Consider the following 20,236-nt stretch of genomic DNA (forward strand, 5'->3'; position numbering starts at 1 on the left):
TGAGGAGTCTGTATACCAGGCGGAGGTTTTTCCTACGGAACCAGCCCATGAATCGGAGTGGAAGGGAGCTGTGGGTCAGGTGTATTCCCACGGCCTTACGGTGGATGATTGACTATCTGCCTTCTTATGCATGGGCTTAAAGGTAAAGGAATCACCACGATTCCGGACAGTAGTAGTATACTATCGTAGTGAGGTGATTTTAATGTGTGGAATATGCGGCATATGGAATGCAGAAGAAAGACCAATGGTGGAAACAATGGTAGAGCGTATGCGCCATAGGGGGCCAGATGAAGACGGATTTTACGACTGCGAAAATGGCACGCTCGGCCATGCACGTCTTTCAATTATGGATCCGACAGGTGGACGCCAACCTATTTTTAACGAAGACAAAAGTTTAGCGGTCATTGCAAATGGAGAGATCTACAATTATCCGAAACTAAGGCAGAAACTTACCGGCAAGCATAGCTTCAAAACCAATAACGACAGCGAAGTGCTGCTGCATCTTTTCGAAGAAAAGGGTCCCGAAATGGTGAAACTGCTTGACGGAATGTTTGCCTTTTGCATCACCGATGGGAAGTCGATCTTCTTAGCTCGAGATCCCATCGGCATAAAACCTCTTTACTGGGGTCGGAAGAAAACGGGAAAAGTACTATTCACATCTGAGCAAAAAACAAGTGCAGGAGAGGATTGCCTCCTCTCAGAATTTCCTCCTGGTTGTACCTATTCCACGACAAGGGGGATGGAACGATATTTCACCCTGGCTTCAAAACAAGCCGAGCAGCTTCCCATTGAACAACATGTATCACTGCTGCGCAATGATATAGATAAAGCAGTACATAAGCGACTGATGAGCGATGTACCAGTGGGTTGTTTTTTATCCGGGGGACTCGATAGTAGCATCATATCGGCTGTAGTTGCCCAGGAAAAGCCGGATCTCCACACTTTTTCGGTTGGCCTTGAGGGAAGCAGCGATCTTGAAGCCGCTCAACTGGTTGCCTCACATATAGGATCGAAGCATCATCAATATATCATCACCAAAGAAGAAATCGTGGCTGAGCTGCCACGTATTATCTATCATCTGGAATCATTTGACCAGGACCTGGTACGAAGCTCTATTCCCACCTATTTCACCGCAAAGCTGGCCGCTCAAGAGGTCAAGGTGATTCTGACAGGGGAAGGAGCCGATGAACTTTTCGGAGGCTATACCTATTACAGGTCGATTGCCGATCATGCACAACTTCATAAGGAACTACTGCGGTCGATCAAAACGCTTCACAATATCAACCTACAACGGGTTGATCGTATTACCATGGCCCATTCTATCGAGGCAAGAGTTCCCTTTCTTGATTTGAAAGTAATCGAAACGGCACAGCGTATTCCCGTAGAGCTGAAATTGAATGGAACTCCCCCGGCCGAAAAGTGGATATTACGAAAAACATATGAAAAACTCTTACCAGAAAAAATCGTATGGAGACCAAAAGAACAATTCGACGAAGGGACGGGAATGACCGACCTTTTACCGCAACTGACATCCGAGCTTTTCTCGGATGAACAAGCAGGAAGGCTCATAAAAAAACATCCGGAGGCTCGGCTACGATCGAAAGAAGAGGCATATTACTTCCTCCTCTTCCAGGATCTTTTTCGTCACGATGAACAAATGGTGCGGCAGGTCGCCCGCTGGGGAGAACGTCCCGATCTTGAGTAATTAGGGATCTCCGGGAAAAAGGAGACGAAAACGGGTTCCCCTTTCTTTATTTCCTTCCCACCAGCAGTTACCCCCAATTTGTTTGGCCAAGCCGTTAATGACCACAACGCCGAAGGTATTACCATTTTGTACTTCGAAATCGCGGGGGAGCCCCTGACCGTCGTCATAAACAGAGAGTTCTATCTCATGTTCCGAGGGGGATAGGAGTTGGACGCCTATATTCCCTTTTTCCCCATCGGGAAATGCGTGTTTGAGCGCATTGGTAAACAGTTCGACGGCGATAAGACCAAGAGCAATGGCCCGGTCGGTTTTGATGGTAAGGGGAGCAAGGGAAAGATGAAGAGAAATCTGAGAGGTATTCGATAGTGTCGATTGGAAAAGATTTTCGATCAGCTCTTCCAGGTATTCCTTCAGATCAATGCTGCTGGTTACCTTCCCCTTATAGAGCTTTGTATAAAGCAGTGAAAGAGAATCAATCTTGGCACGCAGTTCATCGAGAATAGGTGCCAATTTTCTTTCCGTTTTTTTCAGATTTTCCGCATGTAGTCCAATAAGGCTCGACACAAGATTGAGATTATTTTTTACCCGATGATGGACCTCACGAATCAAGAGTTCCTTTTCTTTTATGCTACCATCAAGTTTTTTTAGCGTTTCGGTATGGGGAGTCACATCGATAACGGTAAAAAGTGCCAGAGGTTCCTCATCCTTGCCGGAAAGGGGGCTCACGATCGTCTGTTCGGTGCGCCATGTCCCATTCACCAGCCGAGAAGGAAAAAGATGTGGGTGAAACTGGCTGGAAAAAATCACAGGCACTCCATCGCTGAAGAGCGGTTCCAAACGAGACGCATAGACAGGATTTTTGAAACAGGGAAGTAAGATACGAAGGTCACGTCCAAGAGCATCTATGCGACTAATATCCGTCCACTGCTCCATAATGTGGTTCCAGAATCGAATTTGAAACCGACGATCAAGGATTAAAATAGCCTCGGGAAGGGCATCGAAGAGTTGAAATTGATTATCTCCTTCACCGGTCATTGTGTAAGCCTTCCAAATGAATCCACCAACTCTTGATAACTGGAAATCCCCAAGAAAAAGATGAGATCACCCTCAAGATCAAGGCTCTCTGCCCGAAAACGGGTTTTGGCAATGATCAAAATCGTAGCATCATCATCCTTTCTCATCTTATCGATAATTTGTTTGATATTTCCTTCAAGATAAGCGGGAATCGAATAATTGAGTTTCAAATGGAGCATATTACTCAGGGTCCCGACGACCCCGTTGATAACAACATTTCCTATCTCAAGAAGACTCCCTGTACGTAAACTTTCCATATCGATGCCGGTATCCGCCTCCCCGCCTCCCGTGGCAAGAACCACCAGCTTATCCACATCGCCTGCACGAAAAACAAGATTTACCGTACCGGCGAGAGCCCCGAGAAATTCCATATTAACAGCCGCAAGAAGTGGATCGTTGGGCCGTAAGAGGAAGTCGAGAAAATGTTCCTCCTCGACAATGGTGACGTCGGGAACATCAAGTGTGATATGCGACCCAAGCATCTTGTTAAGTATCTCTCCGCCTTTTCCCACCCCAATGTTTATCAACTCACGCAACAACTCAAGATGCTCTTCTTTAATGGAAATACTCACAACAGGCTACCTCGTCGACTGAAAAAGCATGGCAACAGCAGGAAGAAGGGTATCGGGATGGGGAGGCTTACTGACAAATCCGTTGGCTCCCGATCGTATGCAACGTTCCCGAGTAGTTTCCTGGATATCAGCAGAGAGGACAATCACAGGGAGGGAGGGAAAATGCTTTCGAAGTCTCAAAAGGACCGCTTCACCCGACTCCCCCGGCATAAGAAGATCCAGAAGAACCGCGTCCGGCTTTTTTTCTTCTATCAGAATCATGCCCTCGTTACCATCAGAAGCTTCCAACACCTCGTGATCGGCAGATTCAAGGACCTTCCGAATCATCATACGTGCCACAAAAGAGTCGTCGATTATCAATAACTTTGCCATGGAAGATCCCTTCTCGTACTTGCATCAAAATGTCGGTAAATACTATCATATTCCAAGTAATTAATTAAAGAGGCAGCCGAAGGAGAAAACCTTATGTCAGTAAACAGTTGGCTGGAACAGCACATAACGCTCCACGACCATGACAATCGTCGGGAAGAGACGGCGAATGCCCTCACCCATTTTCTCGGCGCTATTCTTTCCGTTGGGGCCATTATCTGGATTTTCCTGCGCATCCCCTACTTCTCCAGGAGATCCATGATTACCGGCGCTTTTGTCTATGTTGTCTCGATGTTTGTTCTCTACACGGCATCGGGACTCTACCACGCGCTTCCGAAAAATAATCTAAAGCGGATATGTAGGATCCTTGATCATGCAAATATCTACTTTCTCATTGCGGGAACCTATACGCCCATCTTTATTTTTCTTAATTCAAGGATCGGCTGGATTCTGCTTGCTTCCGTATGGATCATATCCGCTCTCGGTGTCCTTTTTACCCTGGTTTTCTGGGGGCGTTACGGAGCTTTACACGTTGTTTTTTATCTTGCCATGGGCTGGATGATTGTTTTCTTCTGGAAAGATATCATTCCCTTTCTTCCCAGCGGGCTTACCTCCTGGATTCTTGCCGGGGGTATTACCTACTCCGCTGGCGTTATTTTCTACGCCATGAAGAAGTTGCCATACTACCACGCAATTTGGCACCTTTTTGTTCTCGGCGGCAGTATCTTGTTTTTTATCGGATTTGCAGAAAAATTGTTTGGGTAGGATAATGTTGCGGATTGAGGAGTATATTGCCGATTGGCCTGACATAGAGTTTCCCAATTTCATTGCCTGGCTTGAGGAAAGCGAAAAACAGTGGGCAGGAAGAGAAGCTCTCAGATACCGAAGGGGCAGCGTGAAGCCGTCAGAGCGTTGGTAAAAAAAGAGGTTGAACAAATCAACAGGGGCCTTGAGTCCTACAAAAAGATATCCAACTTCATATTGAGAGACGAGCCCTTCGAAAAAACATCTTCACAAAAAATAAAACGCTACCTCTACCGCGAATATGAGATGGCAACGAATAACAACGGTTAGCCCATCACTATCGCACACAGCAAGGCCTATGAAACAGAAAGCTCGATTTCGATTCGTTCCTTACCCTTGCCGATATTTTTGCGACCGAGTCGTAACGGGCCGATTTCTCCTGTCCGTTTAAGATGGGTTCCGCCGCAGGGAAGAGAGCCGAAGCCGTCTATACGCCAAAAGCGCCTGGCCGCTGCTTTATCTGAGAAGTCACTTATAATGGGAGCATCTTCTGCCACAAGGGCTAAAGCCCGCTCTTCAATCTCGGGCAGCGTCTGACGGAGAACGCTATCGGCAACAAAGTCAAGCCGGCTTTTTTTTTCACTTATATGCGCTCCGATTTTTTCGATTCCCGGAAACATCTTCATAACAAGTACCAGCACGAGCTCCGCCGCCATATGCAGACGCATCAACTTATATCTACGTTCCCAATCGATACGGATGGTAACAGAATCTCCTTTTTTAAAAGAGGGGATCGTCTCAAGCGTATAGATAATCTCTTTTCCATCTATGCATGCATCATCAACCGAGAATCCGCCTATCGTGCCGTAATCACTCTCCTGCCCCCCAGAAAAGGCAAAAAAGATGCTTCGGTCAAGGGTCACCTTCGCCCCGTCGATTCCGGTAACCGTCGCATCGGCCTCGGTAAGGTAAGGATCACTCCAGAAAAGCTTCTCAACGGCCATCATCCACCCCTTTCAGGATAAAAGTACCCTATCACTGGCAAGATCATGATTACGTAATTCGTGAAATTTTGCCACCAGGCGATCCACGGTCAGGCTGCTTTTTTCTCTACCGTCTATATCGAAAATAATCTCGCCCCCGTCCATCATGAGCAGTCTGGTTCCATAGCGGATGGCATATTCCATATTATGAGTAATCATGATGGCCGTAAGTCCATATTCGGTAATAAACCGTTTGGTAAGCTCCAGCACCTTTGCCGCGTTCCGGGGGTCGAGAGCAGCGGTATGCTCGTCAAGCAGGACCAAAGAGGGTCTGCTGATGACCATCATCAGCAGCGTCAAGGCCTGGCGCTGCCCGCCAGACAAAAGACTCACGTTATTTTCCAGGCGATCTTCAAGTCCCATATCAAGAGCTTTAAGCTCTCGGCGAAAAAGCTCTCGCATCTTTTGGTTCAGGCTGATCTTCAAGCCCTTAAAGCCTTTACGGTAACTGATCATCATATTATCTTCCAGGCTCATGTTCCCTGCAGTACCCAAAAGGGGATTCTGGAAGATTCTGCCGATATAGCGTGCCCGCCGATACTCCGGAACCTTTGTTACCTCATTTCCGTTTACGGAAATAGTTCCACTGCTTGGGGCATAGCTTCCGGCAATAAGGTTTAGGAGGGTAGATTTCCCCGCACCATTCGATCCGATGACGGTAACAAAATCCCCTTCCCGTACGGTAAGATTGAGGTTTCTGACCGCCGTCGTCTCGTTTACCGTTCCTTCATTGAAAATCTTCGTCACCGACTCAAGATGGATCATACGCTTCCCCTCCTTCGCTTCTTATGCTTTAACTGTGAAAGGAACAATGAAAGGATGACCAAAAGTCCGGTAATCAATTTTAAATCGTTTGGAGTCAGATTGATGTAGTAGCCGTAATATCGTCCAAGATACATTAGTCCTTTAAACACAACGGCTCCCAACACCACTCGAATAAGCAACGGACCTATCTTATTGGAACTGATGAGGAACTCTCCAATCATGACAGACGCGAGGCCGGAGACGACAATGCCCTGTCCAAGGTTTACATCGGCAAAGCCTTGGAACTGGGCAGAAAGGCCACCGGCGACACCAACCAGTCCGTTGGAAAGACCCACCCCAATCATCTTCATCACCTCGGGGTTGACCCCCTGGCTTATCACCATTTGGGGATTATCTCCCATGGCGCCCATGGCAAGGCCCATATCCGTATGAAAAAAAAGATCAAGAAGGACAATACAAGCCACAACAACAAGGAGCAAAAAAAGAAGTACACCATATTCCCGTCCAATGCCTATGCGGTCACTCAATTTTTTTACCCAGGAAAAGGCTGTGGTAACGTGGAGAAGCGGCACATTTGCCTTTCCACCGAGAACCCTGATATTAACCGAATAAAGCATCGTCATCGTCAGAATTCCGGCAAGTAAATTGGGAACCTTCAGTTTGTTATGGATGACGGCCGTTGTGAGCCCAGCAATCACTCCTCCGCCGAGAGCCAGGAGCATAGCGACGGGAACCGGAGCTCCCGCCATAATCGAAGAGGCGGCGATTGCTGCCCCGAAGGGGAAGGTTCCGTCGACGGTGAGATCCGGAAAATCAAGAATTCGAAAAGTGATGAACACCCCCAAGGCGACGATACCGTAGATCAGGCCCTCGTGTAATATACCTTCAATCACAAATGATCCTTGCTACTTAGCCTATTTACGTTCAATCTCGCCGTTCTCTACTAGGACCGAGGCACGATCCAGTACACCCTGTGAGAATGTGATACCCACAGCATCTGCAACATCCTTGTTAAGAACGAGCTGATCCAAATCCTCCGGATCGGTCATAAACTGGGTCGGAATCTCGGCAGGATCGGCACCTTCCAGGATCTTTGCGATAAGCCGTCCCGTGGCACGGCCATGACGATAGTAGTCGAAACCGATGGCAGCAAGCACAGGGAAGGTTTCAGCCGATGTGGGATCGGCCGACATAACCGGTATCTGCTTTTCCAAGGCTGTCTCTGCAAGGGAGTTCAAGGCCGAGAACACGGTATTGTCGGTACTGACATAGATAGCATCCACCCTTCCGAGAATTGCCTGCGTAGCCTGTTTGACCTCCGATGAATTGGTAACCGTAGATTCGACGAATTCGATGCCCAAATCCTTGCAAACATCCCGAGCCATATCCGCCAGAACCACGGCATTTGCCTCACCTGAGGCATAGACGTGTCCAAGCCGTTTCAGATCCATGATACTGGCGAGAAACTCAATCTGTTCACGTACAGGGGTCATATCCGAATAACCAGTGATATATTCCCCACCGCGGTCGAGGGAGGGAACAAGACCAGCTCCCACCGGATCGGTAACCCCGGAAAAAACGATAGGAACCCCGGAGAGCGTCGAAACCAAGGCCTGACTCGTCGGAGTTGCAATACCGACCGCAAGATCAACCTTATCGGCCTTAAACTTAACCGCTATCTGCTTTGCCGTGTTGGGATCCCCATTCGCATTCTGCAAATCATAGACAACATTGTCGTATCCCAGCTGGGCTAACTCATCCTGTATTCCCTTCTCAATGGCATCAAGTGCGGGATGGGAAACAATCTTGGAAATACCGATGGTGATGCTTTGTTTTTCCGAAACGGGAACCGAGGAAACCTCCTCCGCTGTCTCCTTTGCACACCCTCCAAGTAGCGACAGCAGCATCAACAGGGATATGCCGGCAAAACCGATCTTTTTCATGCCTGTACTCCTTATTTTATAGACGTTTCTCTTAAAAGTAACAAAGTTACTTTATCCGAAGAGCTTCTTCCGGTCAAGCGCTTTCGGATGGTTTTCTTCCCCGCTTATTTTGTTTATCATGCAGTATGGGCAGAAGTGTGGAGGCACAGATGAAAACAAGTAGATCATTTCGAGCGGTACTTTTCGATATGGATGGAGTGCTTGTCGATTCCGAGCGGTACATTGCGGAAGCGGCAATAGAAATGTTTCGCCAAGGCTACGATACAGAGGTGGATCCCAAGACCTTTCTGCCCTTTGTCGGGACAGGAGAGGGCAATTTCATTACAGGAGTAGGGAAACTATATAATATCAGCCTCACCATGCCCCGAGATAAAGAAAAAACATATGAAATCTATGAAGAGCTCATACAGGGGCATCTACATGAGATCAACGGGGCCCGGGCCTTCGTTCAGGCCTGCAAAAAGGCCGGCCTTGCCGTTGCCATTGCTACAAGTGCCGATAAACGCAAAATGATGGCCAATCTTCGGGAGCTTGGTTTCCATCAGGAGGATTTCGATGCCACGGTGCATGGTGCGGAAGTGAAAAACAACAAACCGGATCCCGAAATTTACCTGAGAGCGGCACAAAAGGTGGGGATCGATCCAGGTGATTGCCTGGTTGTGGAAGATGCTGTCAGGGGAATAGAAGCAGGAAAGGCCGCAGGAGCACGCTGTCTCGGCCTTACCTCAAGTTTTGATGCCAAAGCCTTGTTGGCCGCCGGTGCCGATTATGTGGCGGCTGACCTTGCGGAAGCCCTAAAAACCCCTCCACCGAACCTTTTCCAATCCGAAGGAGGGGCTCCTACAGTAACCCGTACGTAGTGTCCGGAATCGTGGTGATCTTATGCCGTTTTACCAGAAAAATCCTTACATTTCCAGGATTCGGAACACTAAGTAACCCATAATTTCCTAACGAAGGTAGCGATCGACAACGTCGGAGACTCTGCGCCCCATATCGATCGCTTTTACCACAAGACTCGCCCCCTGCACCGCATCACCAGCGGCAAAAATGCCTTCCGTATTGGTAGCCAGACCATCATCAACGGCTATATTTCCCCGTTTATCAAGGCCTATGGCAAAATCCTTGATAAGACGAGAATGTTCGACATGGACAAAACCTGCTGCAATGAGCACCATGTCGAGCTCCAGGGTGAACTCGGTACCCGGCACTTCTTTCAACTGATCATCCAGATCACAGAAGATTCCCTTCTCGACATTCACTCCTGCCATTCCATACAGTTGCTTTGTCTTGATACTCCATCGCCTGTCGCTTCCCTCTTCATGGCTTGAAGAGGTGCGAAGGATTCTGGGATAGTCGGGCCACTGGGGGTTCCATGATTCGTGCCATTCCCTTGGTTTGGGCATAATTTCAAACTGGTATACCTTCTCCGCTCCCTGACGGTTGGCGGTTCCAACACAGTCTGCTCCGGTATCACCGCCTCCTATGACAAGCACCTTTTTACCCCTTGCGGAAATCAGTTCCCTGTCGCTTATTTCTCCGTGAAGATGCTTCGTCACGCTGGTAAGATAGTCGAGGGCAAAGTAGATACCTTCGTTATCGATGCCGGGGACCGGAAGCCTTCGAGGCTCCCTTGAGCCAAGGGCAAGAACCACCGCATCGTGTTTTCGTTTTAGATACCGGGCCGAAATATCGACTCCCACCGTCACTCCGGTCTCGAACTCAATACCCTCTTTTTGAAGGATCTCGAGCCTGCGATCGATGATACGTTTCTCAAGCTTAAATTCGGGAATGCCATAGCGCAAAAGCCCGCCGGGTTTCGAGGCCTGTTCATAAACAGTGACCTTGTGCCCCATCCTTCGCAGCTGCTGGGCGGCAGCTAAACCGGAAGGACCGGATCCGACCACCGCCACTTTTTTACCGCTTTCATGTCGTGGCGGTTGCGGGAGAACCCAGCCGTTTTCAAAGGCCATCTCGATAATCGCAAGCTCGATGGCGCGGATGGTAACCGGGGCATCATTAATAGAAAGCGTACAGGAACTTTCACAGGTTGCAGGACAAATCCTGCCCGTAAGCTCAGGGAAATTATTGGTAAGCTCGAGGCGGTCATAGGCCTCGCGCCATAGCCCACGATAGACCATATCGTTAAACTCAGGGATGATATTTCCGAGGGGACAGCCCAGAGCATGGCAAAAGGGGGTACCGCAGTCCATACAGCGGGCAGCTTGCTGACTCAACCTTCCATATTCGAGATTTTTCATCACCTCGTGGTAATCTTGAACTCGCTCGTTCATATCCCGATAACCGCCTAATTGGCGTTGATATTTTAGAAATCCAAGTAATTCTCCCATGTCAGCCTCCCACCTCTTCGGTGATAAAGGCACTCTCGGACTGGACCACCCTGTTTCGGTTGATCCGTTCGAGGGCCTTTTTGTAATCAATCGGGATAACCTTTACAAACAACGGCACAATTTCATCCCAGATTTCAAGAATTCTTGCACCGTTCCTGCTTCCCGTGTAACGGACGTGGCGTTCGATATAGTGCCTCATAAAGGCCTCGTCCTTTTCGTCGGTAATCTGCTCGACATCTACCATTTCCAGGTTACAGCGAGTGTCGAACAGTTGACTCTCATCAAGGACATAGGCGATACCGCCGCTCATCCCAGCTGCAAAATTGATGCCGGTTTCACCAAGAACGATAACAGCACCCCCGGTCATATATTCGCAGCCATGATCTCCGACCCCCTCGACAACGGCGACTGCACCGCTATTACGGACGGCAAAACGTTCACCAGCCCTCCCGTTTATGTAGGCCTCCCCGCCTGTCGCCCCGAAAAGGTTAACATTGCCGGTAATAATATTCCGCTGTGCGAGAAATTGTGATCCCTTCGGAGGAAACACCGCAAGCTTTCCACCGGAAAGCCCCTTACCGAAATAGTCGTTGGCCTCACCCTCCAGGGAAAGGCTTATTCCACGGGCCAGAAAGGCTCCGAAGCTTTGCCCGGCCGACCCCTGCAGATGTACTTTTATGGTATCTTCAGGAAGCCCTTCAAGCCCATATCGACTTGAGACTTCACTGCTGAGCATCGCCCCGATTGTTCGGTTACTGTTTCTCACCTTATAGCTCAGTTCAACCGGCTCTTTTTTCTCGATTGCCGGCTTGGCCTCCTGGATCATGTGCCAGTCAAAGGATTTGGTAAAGTCGGTCTTTATGTAGCCAAGACATCGCCGAGGTGCGTCAGAATTCGGATCCGATCCCTCGAGAATCTTTGAAAGATCAAGCCCCGTCATTTTGTAGTGATCTACCGCATGGGTCACATCCAGGAGATCACTTCGTCCGACCATCTCTTCAAAGCGTCTAAAGCCTAAACTCGCCATGATCTCTCTCACCTCTCTGGCAACAAAGAGCATAAAGTTCATTAAATGTTCCGGCTTTCCCTGAAAACGACAGCGCAACCGCTCGTCCTGGGTTGCAATCCCCACAGGGCAGCTGTTGAGATGGCATTTACGCATCAAGATACAACCGAGACTCACCAGGGTAACCGTACCGAAACCGAACTCTTCGGCCCCCAGCATAGCGGCAACGACGATATCGCGTCCGGTCCGCAACTGACCGTCCACCTGGACCCGGATATTTTCCCTGAGCTTATTCTGCACAAGGACCTGTTGTGTCTCGGCAAGGCCCAACTCCCAGTATGAGCCAGCATGGTAGAGTGAAGAGAGAGGAGAAGCACCGGTTCCCCCCTCTCCGCTGCTGATAAGCACCATATCGGCCTTTCCCTTTGCAACCCCTGCCGCGATGGTTCCCACGCCGACCTCCGAAACCAGCTTGACCGAAACCCTTGCCTTTGGATTTGCATGCTTCAGGTCATAGATAAGCTGCGCAAGATCCTCGATCGAATAGATATCGTGATGGGGCGGAGGAGAGATCAACATCACTCCCGGCGTCGAATGGCGAACCCTGGCGATAATATCATCAACCTTGTGACCGGGAAGTTGGCCGCCTTCACCTGGTTTTGCGCCCTGAGCCATCTTGATCTGGAGCTCTTTCGCGTTAACCAGGTATTCCCCGGTTACACCGAAACGACCCGAGGCGATCTGCTTAACCGTGCTTACGGCGCTGTCTCCACCGGGAAGAGGTTTGTAGCGATGGTTATCCTCGCCTCCTTCCCCCGAATTGCTCATGGCCCCGAGACGGTTCATGGCAATGGCAATGGTGGTATGGGCCTCTTCACTCAAGGAACCGAACGACATGGCAGCGGAGGCAAAACGCTTTACGATCTCCTCCGCCGATTCCACCTCTTCCAGGGGGATAGCCTCCCGTTCTTTAAAGGTGAATAAGCCCCGCAGGCTACAGAGGTTTTTTTCGATATTATTAATCTCGCTGGAATACTCCTTGAAGGTTTCATAATTAGCTTCCCTCACCGCCTTTTGCAGCTTGACAATGGCAAGGGGAGTAAAACGATGACGGGTGGAATTCTTTCTGTAGTTGTACAGTCCTCCGGAATCGAGATGATCGAGCTGCTTTTCATCAAACCGATAGCCCGATAGGTGGCGCTGGACCGTCTCCCTCTCGATCTCGGCAAGGCCGATTCCCTCTATGTTCGAAGGGGTATGGGGAAAATATTCCTTCATGAGATCGCTGTTGAGCCCCAAAGCCTCATAGATCTGGGAACCGCGGTAGCTTCTGAGGGTTGAAATTCCCATCTTCGACATGACCTTAAGCAGCCCCTTTTTAACTGCTGTGATGTAGTTCTCAGCAGCCTGTTCGACAGTGATTTCCTCCGGGATATAGCCCCTGCGCTTCAGGTCCATCAGGGCCTCGAAGACCATGTAGGGATTCACTCCGCTTGCGCCGTAACCGACGAGGGTCGCCACATGATGGACCTCTCTCGCCTCTCCTGTTTCTATGATGATACCGGAGAGATGTCGTTTACCCTGTCTGACGAGGTATTGCTGTACCGCTCCCATGGCCAAGAGTGCGGGAATCGGCACCATCTCCTGACTCATCCCACGGTCGCTGAGGATGATGAGGGATGCTCCTTCGTCGATTTTCTCTTCAACCTGTCGGCAAAGCTGGTCCAGGGCAGGTTTTAGAGCCCCACCGGCCTCACAACAGGGGAAAAGCATCGGTACACTTTCTACATGGAAATCGCCGATCTGGCTATTGCGCAGGCGATGTAAATCGTCGTTGGTAAGTACGGGATGGGCCAACTTTAACTGGCGGCAATGCTCGGGGGACTCGGCAAGAAGATTGCGTTCCCGTCCGACAAAGCTCATGAGACTCATGACAAGATTTTCCCGATAGGCATCAATCGGCGGATTCGTGACCTGAGCAAACATCTGCTTAAAATAATCGTACAAGAGTTGCGGTCGATCGGAGAGTACCGCAAGGGCGGCATCGTTTCCCATCGATCCTATAGGTTCCTGAGCATTGACCGTCATAGGCGTAATGATCTTCACCACATCCTCAAGGGTGTAGCCGAAAGCCCGCAAACGACTTAAAAGAGTATCTTCGTCCAGAGGAACGGGGCTCGGAAGTCCCAAAAGCCCTTTGAGTTCAATTTTATTTTTCTCAAGCCACCTCCGGTAGGGTTTACCCCTGCTGACAGAGGCCTTAAGCACATTATCCTTGAAGATCCGTTTCTTCTCCGTATCAACGAGGAACATCTTGCCGGGGGCGAGGCGCCCTTTTTCGATAATTTGTTCCGGGGGAAACTCAAGGACCCCCGCTTCCGAGGCAAGAACGACCTTTCCGCTCTTGGTGGTTACATACCGTCCTGGTCTGAGGCCGTTTCTATCGAGGGTCGCACCGATACGTATCCCATCGGTAAAGACAATTGCGGCAGGCCCGTCCCAGGGCTCCATGATTGCCGCATGGTATTCGTAGAAGGCCCGCTTATCTTCGGATATGTGGTAGCGGGTCCCGAAGGCCTCGGGGACCATCATCATCATGGCGTGGTCCATATCCCGGCCCCCTTCCACCAGCAGCTCGAATACGTTATCGAAGACGGCCGAATCGCTTGTTGCTGGATTTACAATCGGAGAAAGTTTTGTGATCTCATCGCCGAAAAGCGGCGATGAGATCGAAGTTTCCCTTGCCATCATATTGTTCATGTTTCTTCGAAGAGTGTTGATCTCTCCGTTATGGGCAATATAGCGGAAAGGCTGGGCAAGGGCCCAGGAGGGAAAGGTATTGGTACTGTAGCGCTGGTGGACCAGTGAAATTGCACTTGTAAAAAGGGGGTCAAGGACATCCGGGTAAAAACCGGTAAACTGCGTCGACACAAACATTCCCTTGTAAACGATGGTCCGGGAAGAAAGTGAGGGAATATAGAAATCATCAATCTCCATACCCAGGTCGGACGCCCTTTTTTCCATCAATTTACGACAGATATAAAGTCTTCGTTCAAGTTCAAGCCCCTTCAGATCAGAAAAAGAAAAGAAGGCTTGTTCTATGGCAGGCAGGCTTGCAAGAGCGGTCTCACCAAGGGCATCGGTATTGATGGGCACCTCTCGCCAACCGAGGAAGGATCCTCCTTCATCTTCTATCGTCGACTCGACGATCTTTTTCCCTTTTTCATAATAGTCGGCGGACAGGCCGGAGAGGAAAAAAACTCCTACTCCATATTCACCGGCGGGAGGAAGGGTGAAAGAGACCTTGGAACGAAAAAAATCATCGGGGATCTGGGTCAGCATACCGGCACCGTCTCCGGTCTTCATGTCGCCGCCGACAGCTCCTCGGTGCTCCAGATTAATCAGAATCTGGATACTGTCCTCTACGATATCGTGGGCCCTTGTGCCGTCTATATTGGCAATAAACCCCACACCACAGGCATCATGTTCAAATTGCGGATCATATAAGCCTTGCTCAGGTTGCATACATTCCTCCCATCGAGTTCTTAACATCATCCGGTATTTAAGTATTTATTTACAAAAATTGCAATATAACCCCTTTTTAGGTGTATATTTATACTTTTCATTGCATATAAACAGTAAACACCCCCTCAATGGAGGAAGTTGGCAATTTGCTGCGGCAAATTTTATTTTCTCGTAAAAAAGGGAGAAAAGATGTTTCTTTATGAAAAAACAGAAAAATGCACTTTTTTTAATGAAGAGGAATCACACTGTTCGGTGTTTTCTCCTCTTACCGTCCTCAAAAGATTTTGCTCTGGTAACAAGGGGCTTTTTCCCTTTACTTTTAAAACCGGCCACTATCTTTTCTGCAAGAAAAAAAGGAACCGTCACGAAAGAAAAATTTTCCATGATTTGAATATCACCGATCTGCTTCGGACGAACCGGGGATCGACTCGTCAACAGGTCAATGAGCTGCCGGGGAGTGATGCGGTCTTTTTTTCCGAGAGCTACAAATAGTCGAGCAGTGCCGTGATGATCGACCTGACTTCTGTCCCCGCCTCTAACCTCAGAAATCTCTCCATAGCTATCAGGATTCAAATTATCGTTAAAAGAAAGGGAAAGAAGGGCTGCAAGGATCTGACTTGGTGATTTACCACTCTCCTCCAGCCACCGTTTTGCCCAATCGTAATAACTTTGATCGATCTCCTTTGTAAAGATAGCACCGAGATCTTCGTCTATTTTCTTCCGCTTTGCATCGATAATATCCGCTACCTTCGGTAGTTGCGACTTCTTGATGTCGGTTTTGGTGATCTTTCGGATAAACATGAGGCGTTTATACTCGCTGGGAGTAATAAAGGTTATCGCCGTTCCCTCATTTCCAGCCCTTCCCGTCCTGCCGATTCGATGAACATACGCATCAGGATCCTGGGGAAGGGAATAGTTGATGACATGGGTAAGGTTATTTACATCGATACCTCTGGCGGCGACATCGGTGGCCACGAGAATATTGATGTTCTGTCGCTTGAATTTTCCAAGGGTGCGCTCCCGCTGGGCCTGAGAAATATCCCCGTGCAGGGGTGCAGCATCGTAACCGCGATCAAGCAAGTGGTTTACAACGGTATCGACATCATTCTTGGTTCGACAAAACACAAGGCCGTAAAAGCGATCTTCAATATCGATAATTCTGCAGAGGGCCTCAAACTTATCTGAAGCCTTCACCTCGAAATAGATCTGCTCGGTAAGGTTTGTCGTCAATTGTTCCTTTTCTACAGCGATCAGCTCGTAGCCTTCCATATAATCATTGGCAAGCTTTTTGATCTTATCGGGCATCGTCGCTGAAAAGAGCAAGGTCCGTTTGTCGGGATTCGTATGTTTCAGGATCTCTTCCATCTCATCGATAAAGCCCATATTGAGCATTTCGTCCGCCTCATCGAGAATCAAGTGAGAGATAGCCGTTAGGTTAAGGGTTTTTCGATTCAGATGATCGATAATACGGCCTGGAGTGCCGACAACGATCTGGACCCCCTGTTTGAGCCTCCGAAGCTGTTGATCAATGGACTGCCCCCCGTAAATGGGAACAATACGTACTTTTTTTGAGCCTCGGAAGGAGTTGATCTCCTCCGAGACCTGAATCGCCAATTCTCTGGTCGGTACCAAGACAAGCGCCTGAACCGTCCTGGAAACAGGATCAACCAAATCGAGAAGAGGAAGGCCGAAGGCAGCAGTCTTTCCGGTTCCGGTCTGGGCCTGGGCTATGATGTTAGCGTCAGAATGAAGCATGACGGGAATGGTACGGGCCTGAATCGTGGTAGGTTCTTCAAAACCTTTTTTTACAATTGCATCAAGGGTTTCTTGGGAAAGCCCAAGATTCTGAAAAGTGGTTATATTACTCATATATGCTCGCTTCGCGGTGGATTGTTCAATATTGGTCGAACTATCTATAGTCTACACAAAAAAGGAAAACAATGATACAGCAGTACGGAAGGCATCCGTTTACGCTTTGCTCTACTTGCTTTGCTAAGGGCTTCCCACATCCTTCTGATACCAGCGATCGGCATAGCTATTGTCGTTATATCGGGGAATGGGCCTGTAGCCCCTACGCTCGTACATTGTAGAGGCAGCCTTTAAGAGAGCATTGGTATCCAGGCGAAATTGCCGAAGCCCCCGCTCTCCGGCAGCCATCTCAAGGCGGTCGAGAATCCGGGAGGCAATTCCAAGTCCACGGGCAGAATGATCGACCCACATTCGCTTGATCTCCCCATAGTCAGGTAAAAAACGGATTGCACCGCAGCCCACGGCTTGCCCGTTCCTGCGCGCGACAAGAAGCATACCATGGGGCAAACGCATTTCATCGGGCTCCATGGTCGAGGAGACGGAGGGGTCAAAACCGATAGTGAATAATTCGGCAAGCTCCTTGTAATACTGTGAGAGACAATGATGTGCATCAGGATCGTTGGGGTCGGAAATTTCAATGGAGACCAATTCATTCATAATGCTTTACTATATGCATAGTATAATAAAAGAGACAAGAAGCTATCCTTAGCTTAAAACGAAAAAGGGCTTTCCGTTCGGAAAGCCCTGAAACATTCAAATTGACCCGGAGGAATCAGTCACGGTGAAAATCACGCCGTGGTCGGCGTTCCCGCTCCATAGCCTCGTTAACCCGGAGTCTGCGTCCATCGAGCTCATACCCGTCAAGGGCTGAAATTGCAGCTTCGGCGGCATCATCCTGCTCCATCTCCACAAAGCCGAAGCCTCTTGAACGTTTGGTTTCACGATCAATGACGATCTTCGCGCTTACTACCTGCCCGTACTGTCCGAAAAGATCTTCCAGTCCCGGTTCCGTTGAGGAATAACTAAGATTCCCAACATAAAGTTTCTTGGCCATACCATTCCTTTCCGGGAAAATGTCCCGGTACATAGTGAAATTCGGCTTGTGACGTCTTTGCTCACGAGAGTTTGCAGAATCGATTTAGGGAGATTTCGAAAAACAAAAAACGGCGGATACCGCAGAAGCAGCAGGCTAAATCGGCAACTTTAAACTATCACAAGAACATCGCTCGTCAAAAGCGCTCTTTAAAAAGGTTACAACGAGGCAGCAAAAAAATCAACTATTTTTTCTGGATACGGATTCAATTGCGGGACAGATACCATATTTCTACGTTTACTTTTTTCCGAGCTCCTTCAGACGTCCAATCTCATCGCGAACAACGGCGGCCTGCTCGAATTCGAGATTCTTTGCATGCTCAAGCATCATCTCCTCAAGGTGGCGGATCAATCGTTTTCGTTCGGCAGGAATAAGGATATTATAACCAGCCTTGACCATCTCGATGGTCTCTGTTTCGCCCTTCTTTGCCTCTTCTTTCTTTCGTACAAGAATATCCTGTACTGCCTTCTTAATAGTGGTGGGAGTGATGCCGTGCTCTTCATTATAGGCCTCCTGAATTGCCCGACGCCGTTCGGTCTCGCCTATCGCTTCTTTCATTGCGTCGGAAATTCTATCGGCATACATGACGACCTTTCCATGTTCGTTCCGTGCAGCCCGACCAATTGTCTGTATGAGACTGGTTGCCGACCGCAAAAAACCGATCTTATCGGCATCGAGAATCGCAATAAGCGAGACTTCCGGCAAATCAAGCCCTTCCCGCAAGAGGTTAATGCCGATAAGTACATCGAAGGTTCCCAAACGCAGGTCCCGCAGGATCTCAACCCGTTCGATGGTCTCAATCTCCGAATGGAGGTACCGTACCTTAAGGCCGAGTCCTGAAAGATAGTCCGTCAGATCCTCCGACATCTTCTTGGTAAGGGTCGTTACCAATGTCCGTTCATTGCATTCGACACGCTTGCGGATTTCGGCATATAAATCCTCAATCTGCCCCTTTGTCGGGCGAACCTCCAACTCAGGATCCAAGAGCCCTGTGGGACGAATGATCTGCTCTACGAGCCTCTCCGAGCGCCGCTTTTCGAGCTTTCCCGGGGTGGCCGATACATAGATGACACGGTCTGTCAGTTCCTCAAATTCGGCATAGAAAAGAGGGCGATTATCGAGAGCAGAAGGAAGCCTGAAACCGTGCTCGACCAGATTCATTTTTCGTGAACGGTCTCCCTCGTACATGGCCCCTACCTGAGGCAGGGTGACATGGCTTTCATCGATGAAGGTAAGAAACTTCTCCGGGAAATAATCGAGAAGCACGGCAGGCCTCTGCCCTTCGCCTCGTCCGGAAAGGGGTGCCGAATAGTTTTCTATGCCGGAACAGTAGCCCATCTCCTGAAGCATCTCCAAATCGTACTCGGTTCGTCCCCTAAGGCGTTGCGCCTCAAGAAGCTTTCCCCGATGTTCAAAATATTCCAGCTGATCCTTCAGCTCTCTGCGAATACGCTCAAGGGCGCTGTGTACCTGCTCTTCCGGCATCACAAAGTGCTTAGCGGGATAGATCTGAACAGAACCGAGCTCCTCGATGGTCTCACCGGTCAGGGGATGAATTCGTCTGATACGGGCCACTTCATCCCAATCAAGCTCCATGCGAAAGGCTTCCTGGAGATAGGCAGGAAACACCTCTAGGACATCGCCCCGAATGCGGAAGGTACCCCGTTCAAGAACGGCATCGTTTCTGTCGTACTGGAGACGAATCAGGTCCCTGGCAAAGGAGGCGATATTCAGGGTTTCACCCACGCAAGCTTTCACTCGCATGTCGCGATAAGCAACGGGACTGCCAAGACCGTAGATACAACTCACCGTAGAAACGACTATGACATCGCCACGCTCCATAAGACTACTTGTGGCCGATAATCGGAGACGATCGATCTCCTCATTTATTGAAGAATCTTTTTCGATATAAAGATCTTTGGATGGAACATATGCCTCGGGCTGATAGTAATCATAGTAACTAACAAAATATTCGACGGCATTATTCGGAAAAAAGCCTTGTAGCTCACGATACAGCTGAGCCGCAAGGGTCTTGTTATGGCTTAGGACCAAGGTGGGAAGCTGAGCCCTCTGGATAATATTGGCCATGGTGAAGGTCTTTCCCGAGCCGGTGACCCCTTTAAGGGTCTGGTAGCGAAGTCCGTTTGAAAGTCCATCAGCCAGAGCATCAATTGCAGCCCCCTGGTCTCCTGCCGGGGCATAATCTGAAACAAGTTTAAAACCGTCACTCTCCATTTTAC

General features: G+C 49.2%; 17 protein-coding genes. 4 read left to right on the top strand and 13 right to left on the bottom strand.

What is annotated here, in order from left to right; genetic code table 11:
• The first annotated feature begins 202 nt into the window (after positions 1-202).
• Complete coding sequence (gene asnB / locus F459_RS0116745; RefSeq protein ID WP_026295080.1) at positions 203-1,705, top strand: asparagine synthase B; 1,503 nt, start codon at positions 203-205, stop codon at positions 1,703-1,705.
• Here the strand turns inward: asnB and F459_RS0116750 are convergent, their stop codons facing one another.
• From F459_RS0116750 to F459_RS0116760, 3 genes are read right to left on the bottom strand one after another with little or no spacing between them, the layout of a single operon-like run.
• Positions 1,706-2,740, bottom strand: a complete 1,035-nt coding sequence (locus F459_RS0116750) for a sensor histidine kinase (RefSeq protein ID WP_020613866.1) — start codon at positions 2,738-2,740, stop codon at positions 1,706-1,708.
• On the bottom strand, positions 2,737-3,351 hold the full coding sequence (locus F459_RS0116755; RefSeq protein ID WP_020613867.1) for a hypothetical protein: 615 nt from the start codon (positions 3,349-3,351) through the stop codon (positions 2,737-2,739). The genes F459_RS0116750 and F459_RS0116755 overlap by 4 nt, the downstream gene beginning before the upstream one ends.
• A gap of 6 nt (positions 3,352-3,357) precedes the next feature.
• Entirely contained in the window at positions 3,358-3,723 is a 366-nt protein-coding gene (locus tag F459_RS0116760; RefSeq protein WP_013254896.1) for a response regulator, read from the bottom strand.
• A 93-nt stretch (positions 3,724-3,816) separates the two neighbouring features.
• On the opposite strand from F459_RS0116760, the gene trhA reads away from it, so the two are divergent.
• Entirely contained in the window at positions 3,817-4,485 is a 669-nt protein-coding gene (gene trhA, locus F459_RS0116765; protein WP_020613868.1) for a PAQR family membrane homeostasis protein TrhA, read from the top strand.
• A 90-nt stretch (positions 4,486-4,575) separates the two neighbouring features.
• A complete protein-coding gene (locus F459_RS23690) occupies positions 4,576-4,794 on the top strand; it encodes a hypothetical protein (RefSeq protein WP_211214021.1) in 219 nt (72 codons plus the stop codon).
• Positions 4,795-4,820: 26 nt separating this feature from the next.
• On the opposite strand, the gene F459_RS0116780 is transcribed toward F459_RS23690, so the two are convergent.
• Genes F459_RS0116780 through F459_RS0116795 form a run of 4 tightly spaced genes read right to left on the bottom strand, consistent with a single transcriptional unit; the run spans position 4,821 to position 8,215 of the window.
• Positions 4,821-5,468, bottom strand: coding sequence for an alanyl-tRNA editing protein (locus F459_RS0116780; protein ID WP_020613871.1), 648 nt, complete (start codon positions 5,466-5,468; stop codon positions 4,821-4,823).
• Between the two features lie 12 nt (positions 5,469-5,480).
• Entirely contained in the window at positions 5,481-6,272 is a 792-nt protein-coding gene (locus F459_RS0116785; RefSeq protein ID WP_020613872.1) for an ABC transporter ATP-binding protein, read from the bottom strand.
• Entirely contained in the window at positions 6,269-7,165 is an 897-nt protein-coding gene (locus F459_RS0116790) for an ABC transporter permease (protein ID WP_020613873.1), read from the bottom strand. Before F459_RS0116790 ends, F459_RS0116785 begins: the two co-directional genes overlap by 4 nt.
• A 21-nt stretch (positions 7,166-7,186) precedes the next feature.
• The gene (locus F459_RS0116795) at positions 7,187-8,215 is read right to left on the bottom strand and encodes an ABC transporter substrate-binding protein (protein WP_020613874.1); all 1,029 of its coding nucleotides are present in this window, start codon (positions 8,213-8,215) and stop codon (positions 7,187-7,189) included.
• 149 nt (positions 8,216-8,364) lie between these two features.
• On the opposite strand from F459_RS0116795, the gene F459_RS0116800 reads away from it, so the two are divergent.
• Positions 8,365-9,075: an HAD family hydrolase gene (locus F459_RS0116800; RefSeq protein WP_020613875.1), complete on the top strand. Its 711-nt coding sequence runs from the start codon at positions 8,365-8,367 to the stop codon at positions 9,073-9,075.
• An 87-nt stretch (positions 9,076-9,162) separates the two neighbouring features.
• Here the strand turns inward: F459_RS0116800 and F459_RS0116805 are convergent, their stop codons facing one another.
• The 6 genes from F459_RS0116805 to uvrB all read right to left on the bottom strand — a co-directional run bounded on the left by F459_RS0116805 (position 9,163) and on the right by uvrB (position 20,231).
• On the bottom strand, positions 9,163-10,563 hold the full coding sequence (locus tag F459_RS0116805) for a glutamate synthase subunit beta (protein ID WP_020613876.1): 1,401 nt from the start codon (positions 10,561-10,563) through the stop codon (positions 9,163-9,165).
• Between the two features lies 1 nt (position 10,564).
• Positions 10,565-15,094: a glutamate synthase large subunit gene (gltB, locus tag F459_RS0116810; protein WP_020613877.1), complete on the bottom strand. Its 4,530-nt coding sequence runs from the start codon at positions 15,092-15,094 to the stop codon at positions 10,565-10,567.
• A gap of 240 nt (positions 15,095-15,334) precedes the next feature.
• Positions 15,335-16,963: a DEAD/DEAH box helicase gene (locus F459_RS0116815; RefSeq protein WP_020613878.1), complete on the bottom strand. Its 1,629-nt coding sequence runs from the start codon at positions 16,961-16,963 to the stop codon at positions 15,335-15,337.
• Between the two features lie 123 nt (positions 16,964-17,086).
• Entirely contained in the window at positions 17,087-17,560 is a 474-nt protein-coding gene (locus F459_RS0116820) for a GNAT family N-acetyltransferase (protein ID WP_020613879.1), read from the bottom strand.
• A 115-nt stretch (positions 17,561-17,675) separates the two neighbouring features.
• Entirely contained in the window at positions 17,676-17,957 is a 282-nt protein-coding gene (locus F459_RS0116825) for an RNA recognition motif domain-containing protein (RefSeq protein ID WP_020613880.1), read from the bottom strand.
• Positions 17,958-18,233: 276 nt separating this feature from the next.
• On the bottom strand, positions 18,234-20,231 hold the full coding sequence (gene uvrB / locus F459_RS0116830) for an excinuclease ABC subunit UvrB (RefSeq protein WP_020613881.1): 1,998 nt from the start codon (positions 20,229-20,231) through the stop codon (positions 18,234-18,236).
• Positions 20,232-20,236 lie beyond the last annotated feature (5 nt).

This window comes from Sediminispirochaeta bajacaliforniensis DSM 16054, from assembly GCF_000378205.1.
In the GTDB taxonomy this organism is placed as follows: Bacteria; Spirochaetota; Spirochaetia; order DSM-16054; family Sediminispirochaetaceae; genus Sediminispirochaeta; species Sediminispirochaeta bajacaliforniensis.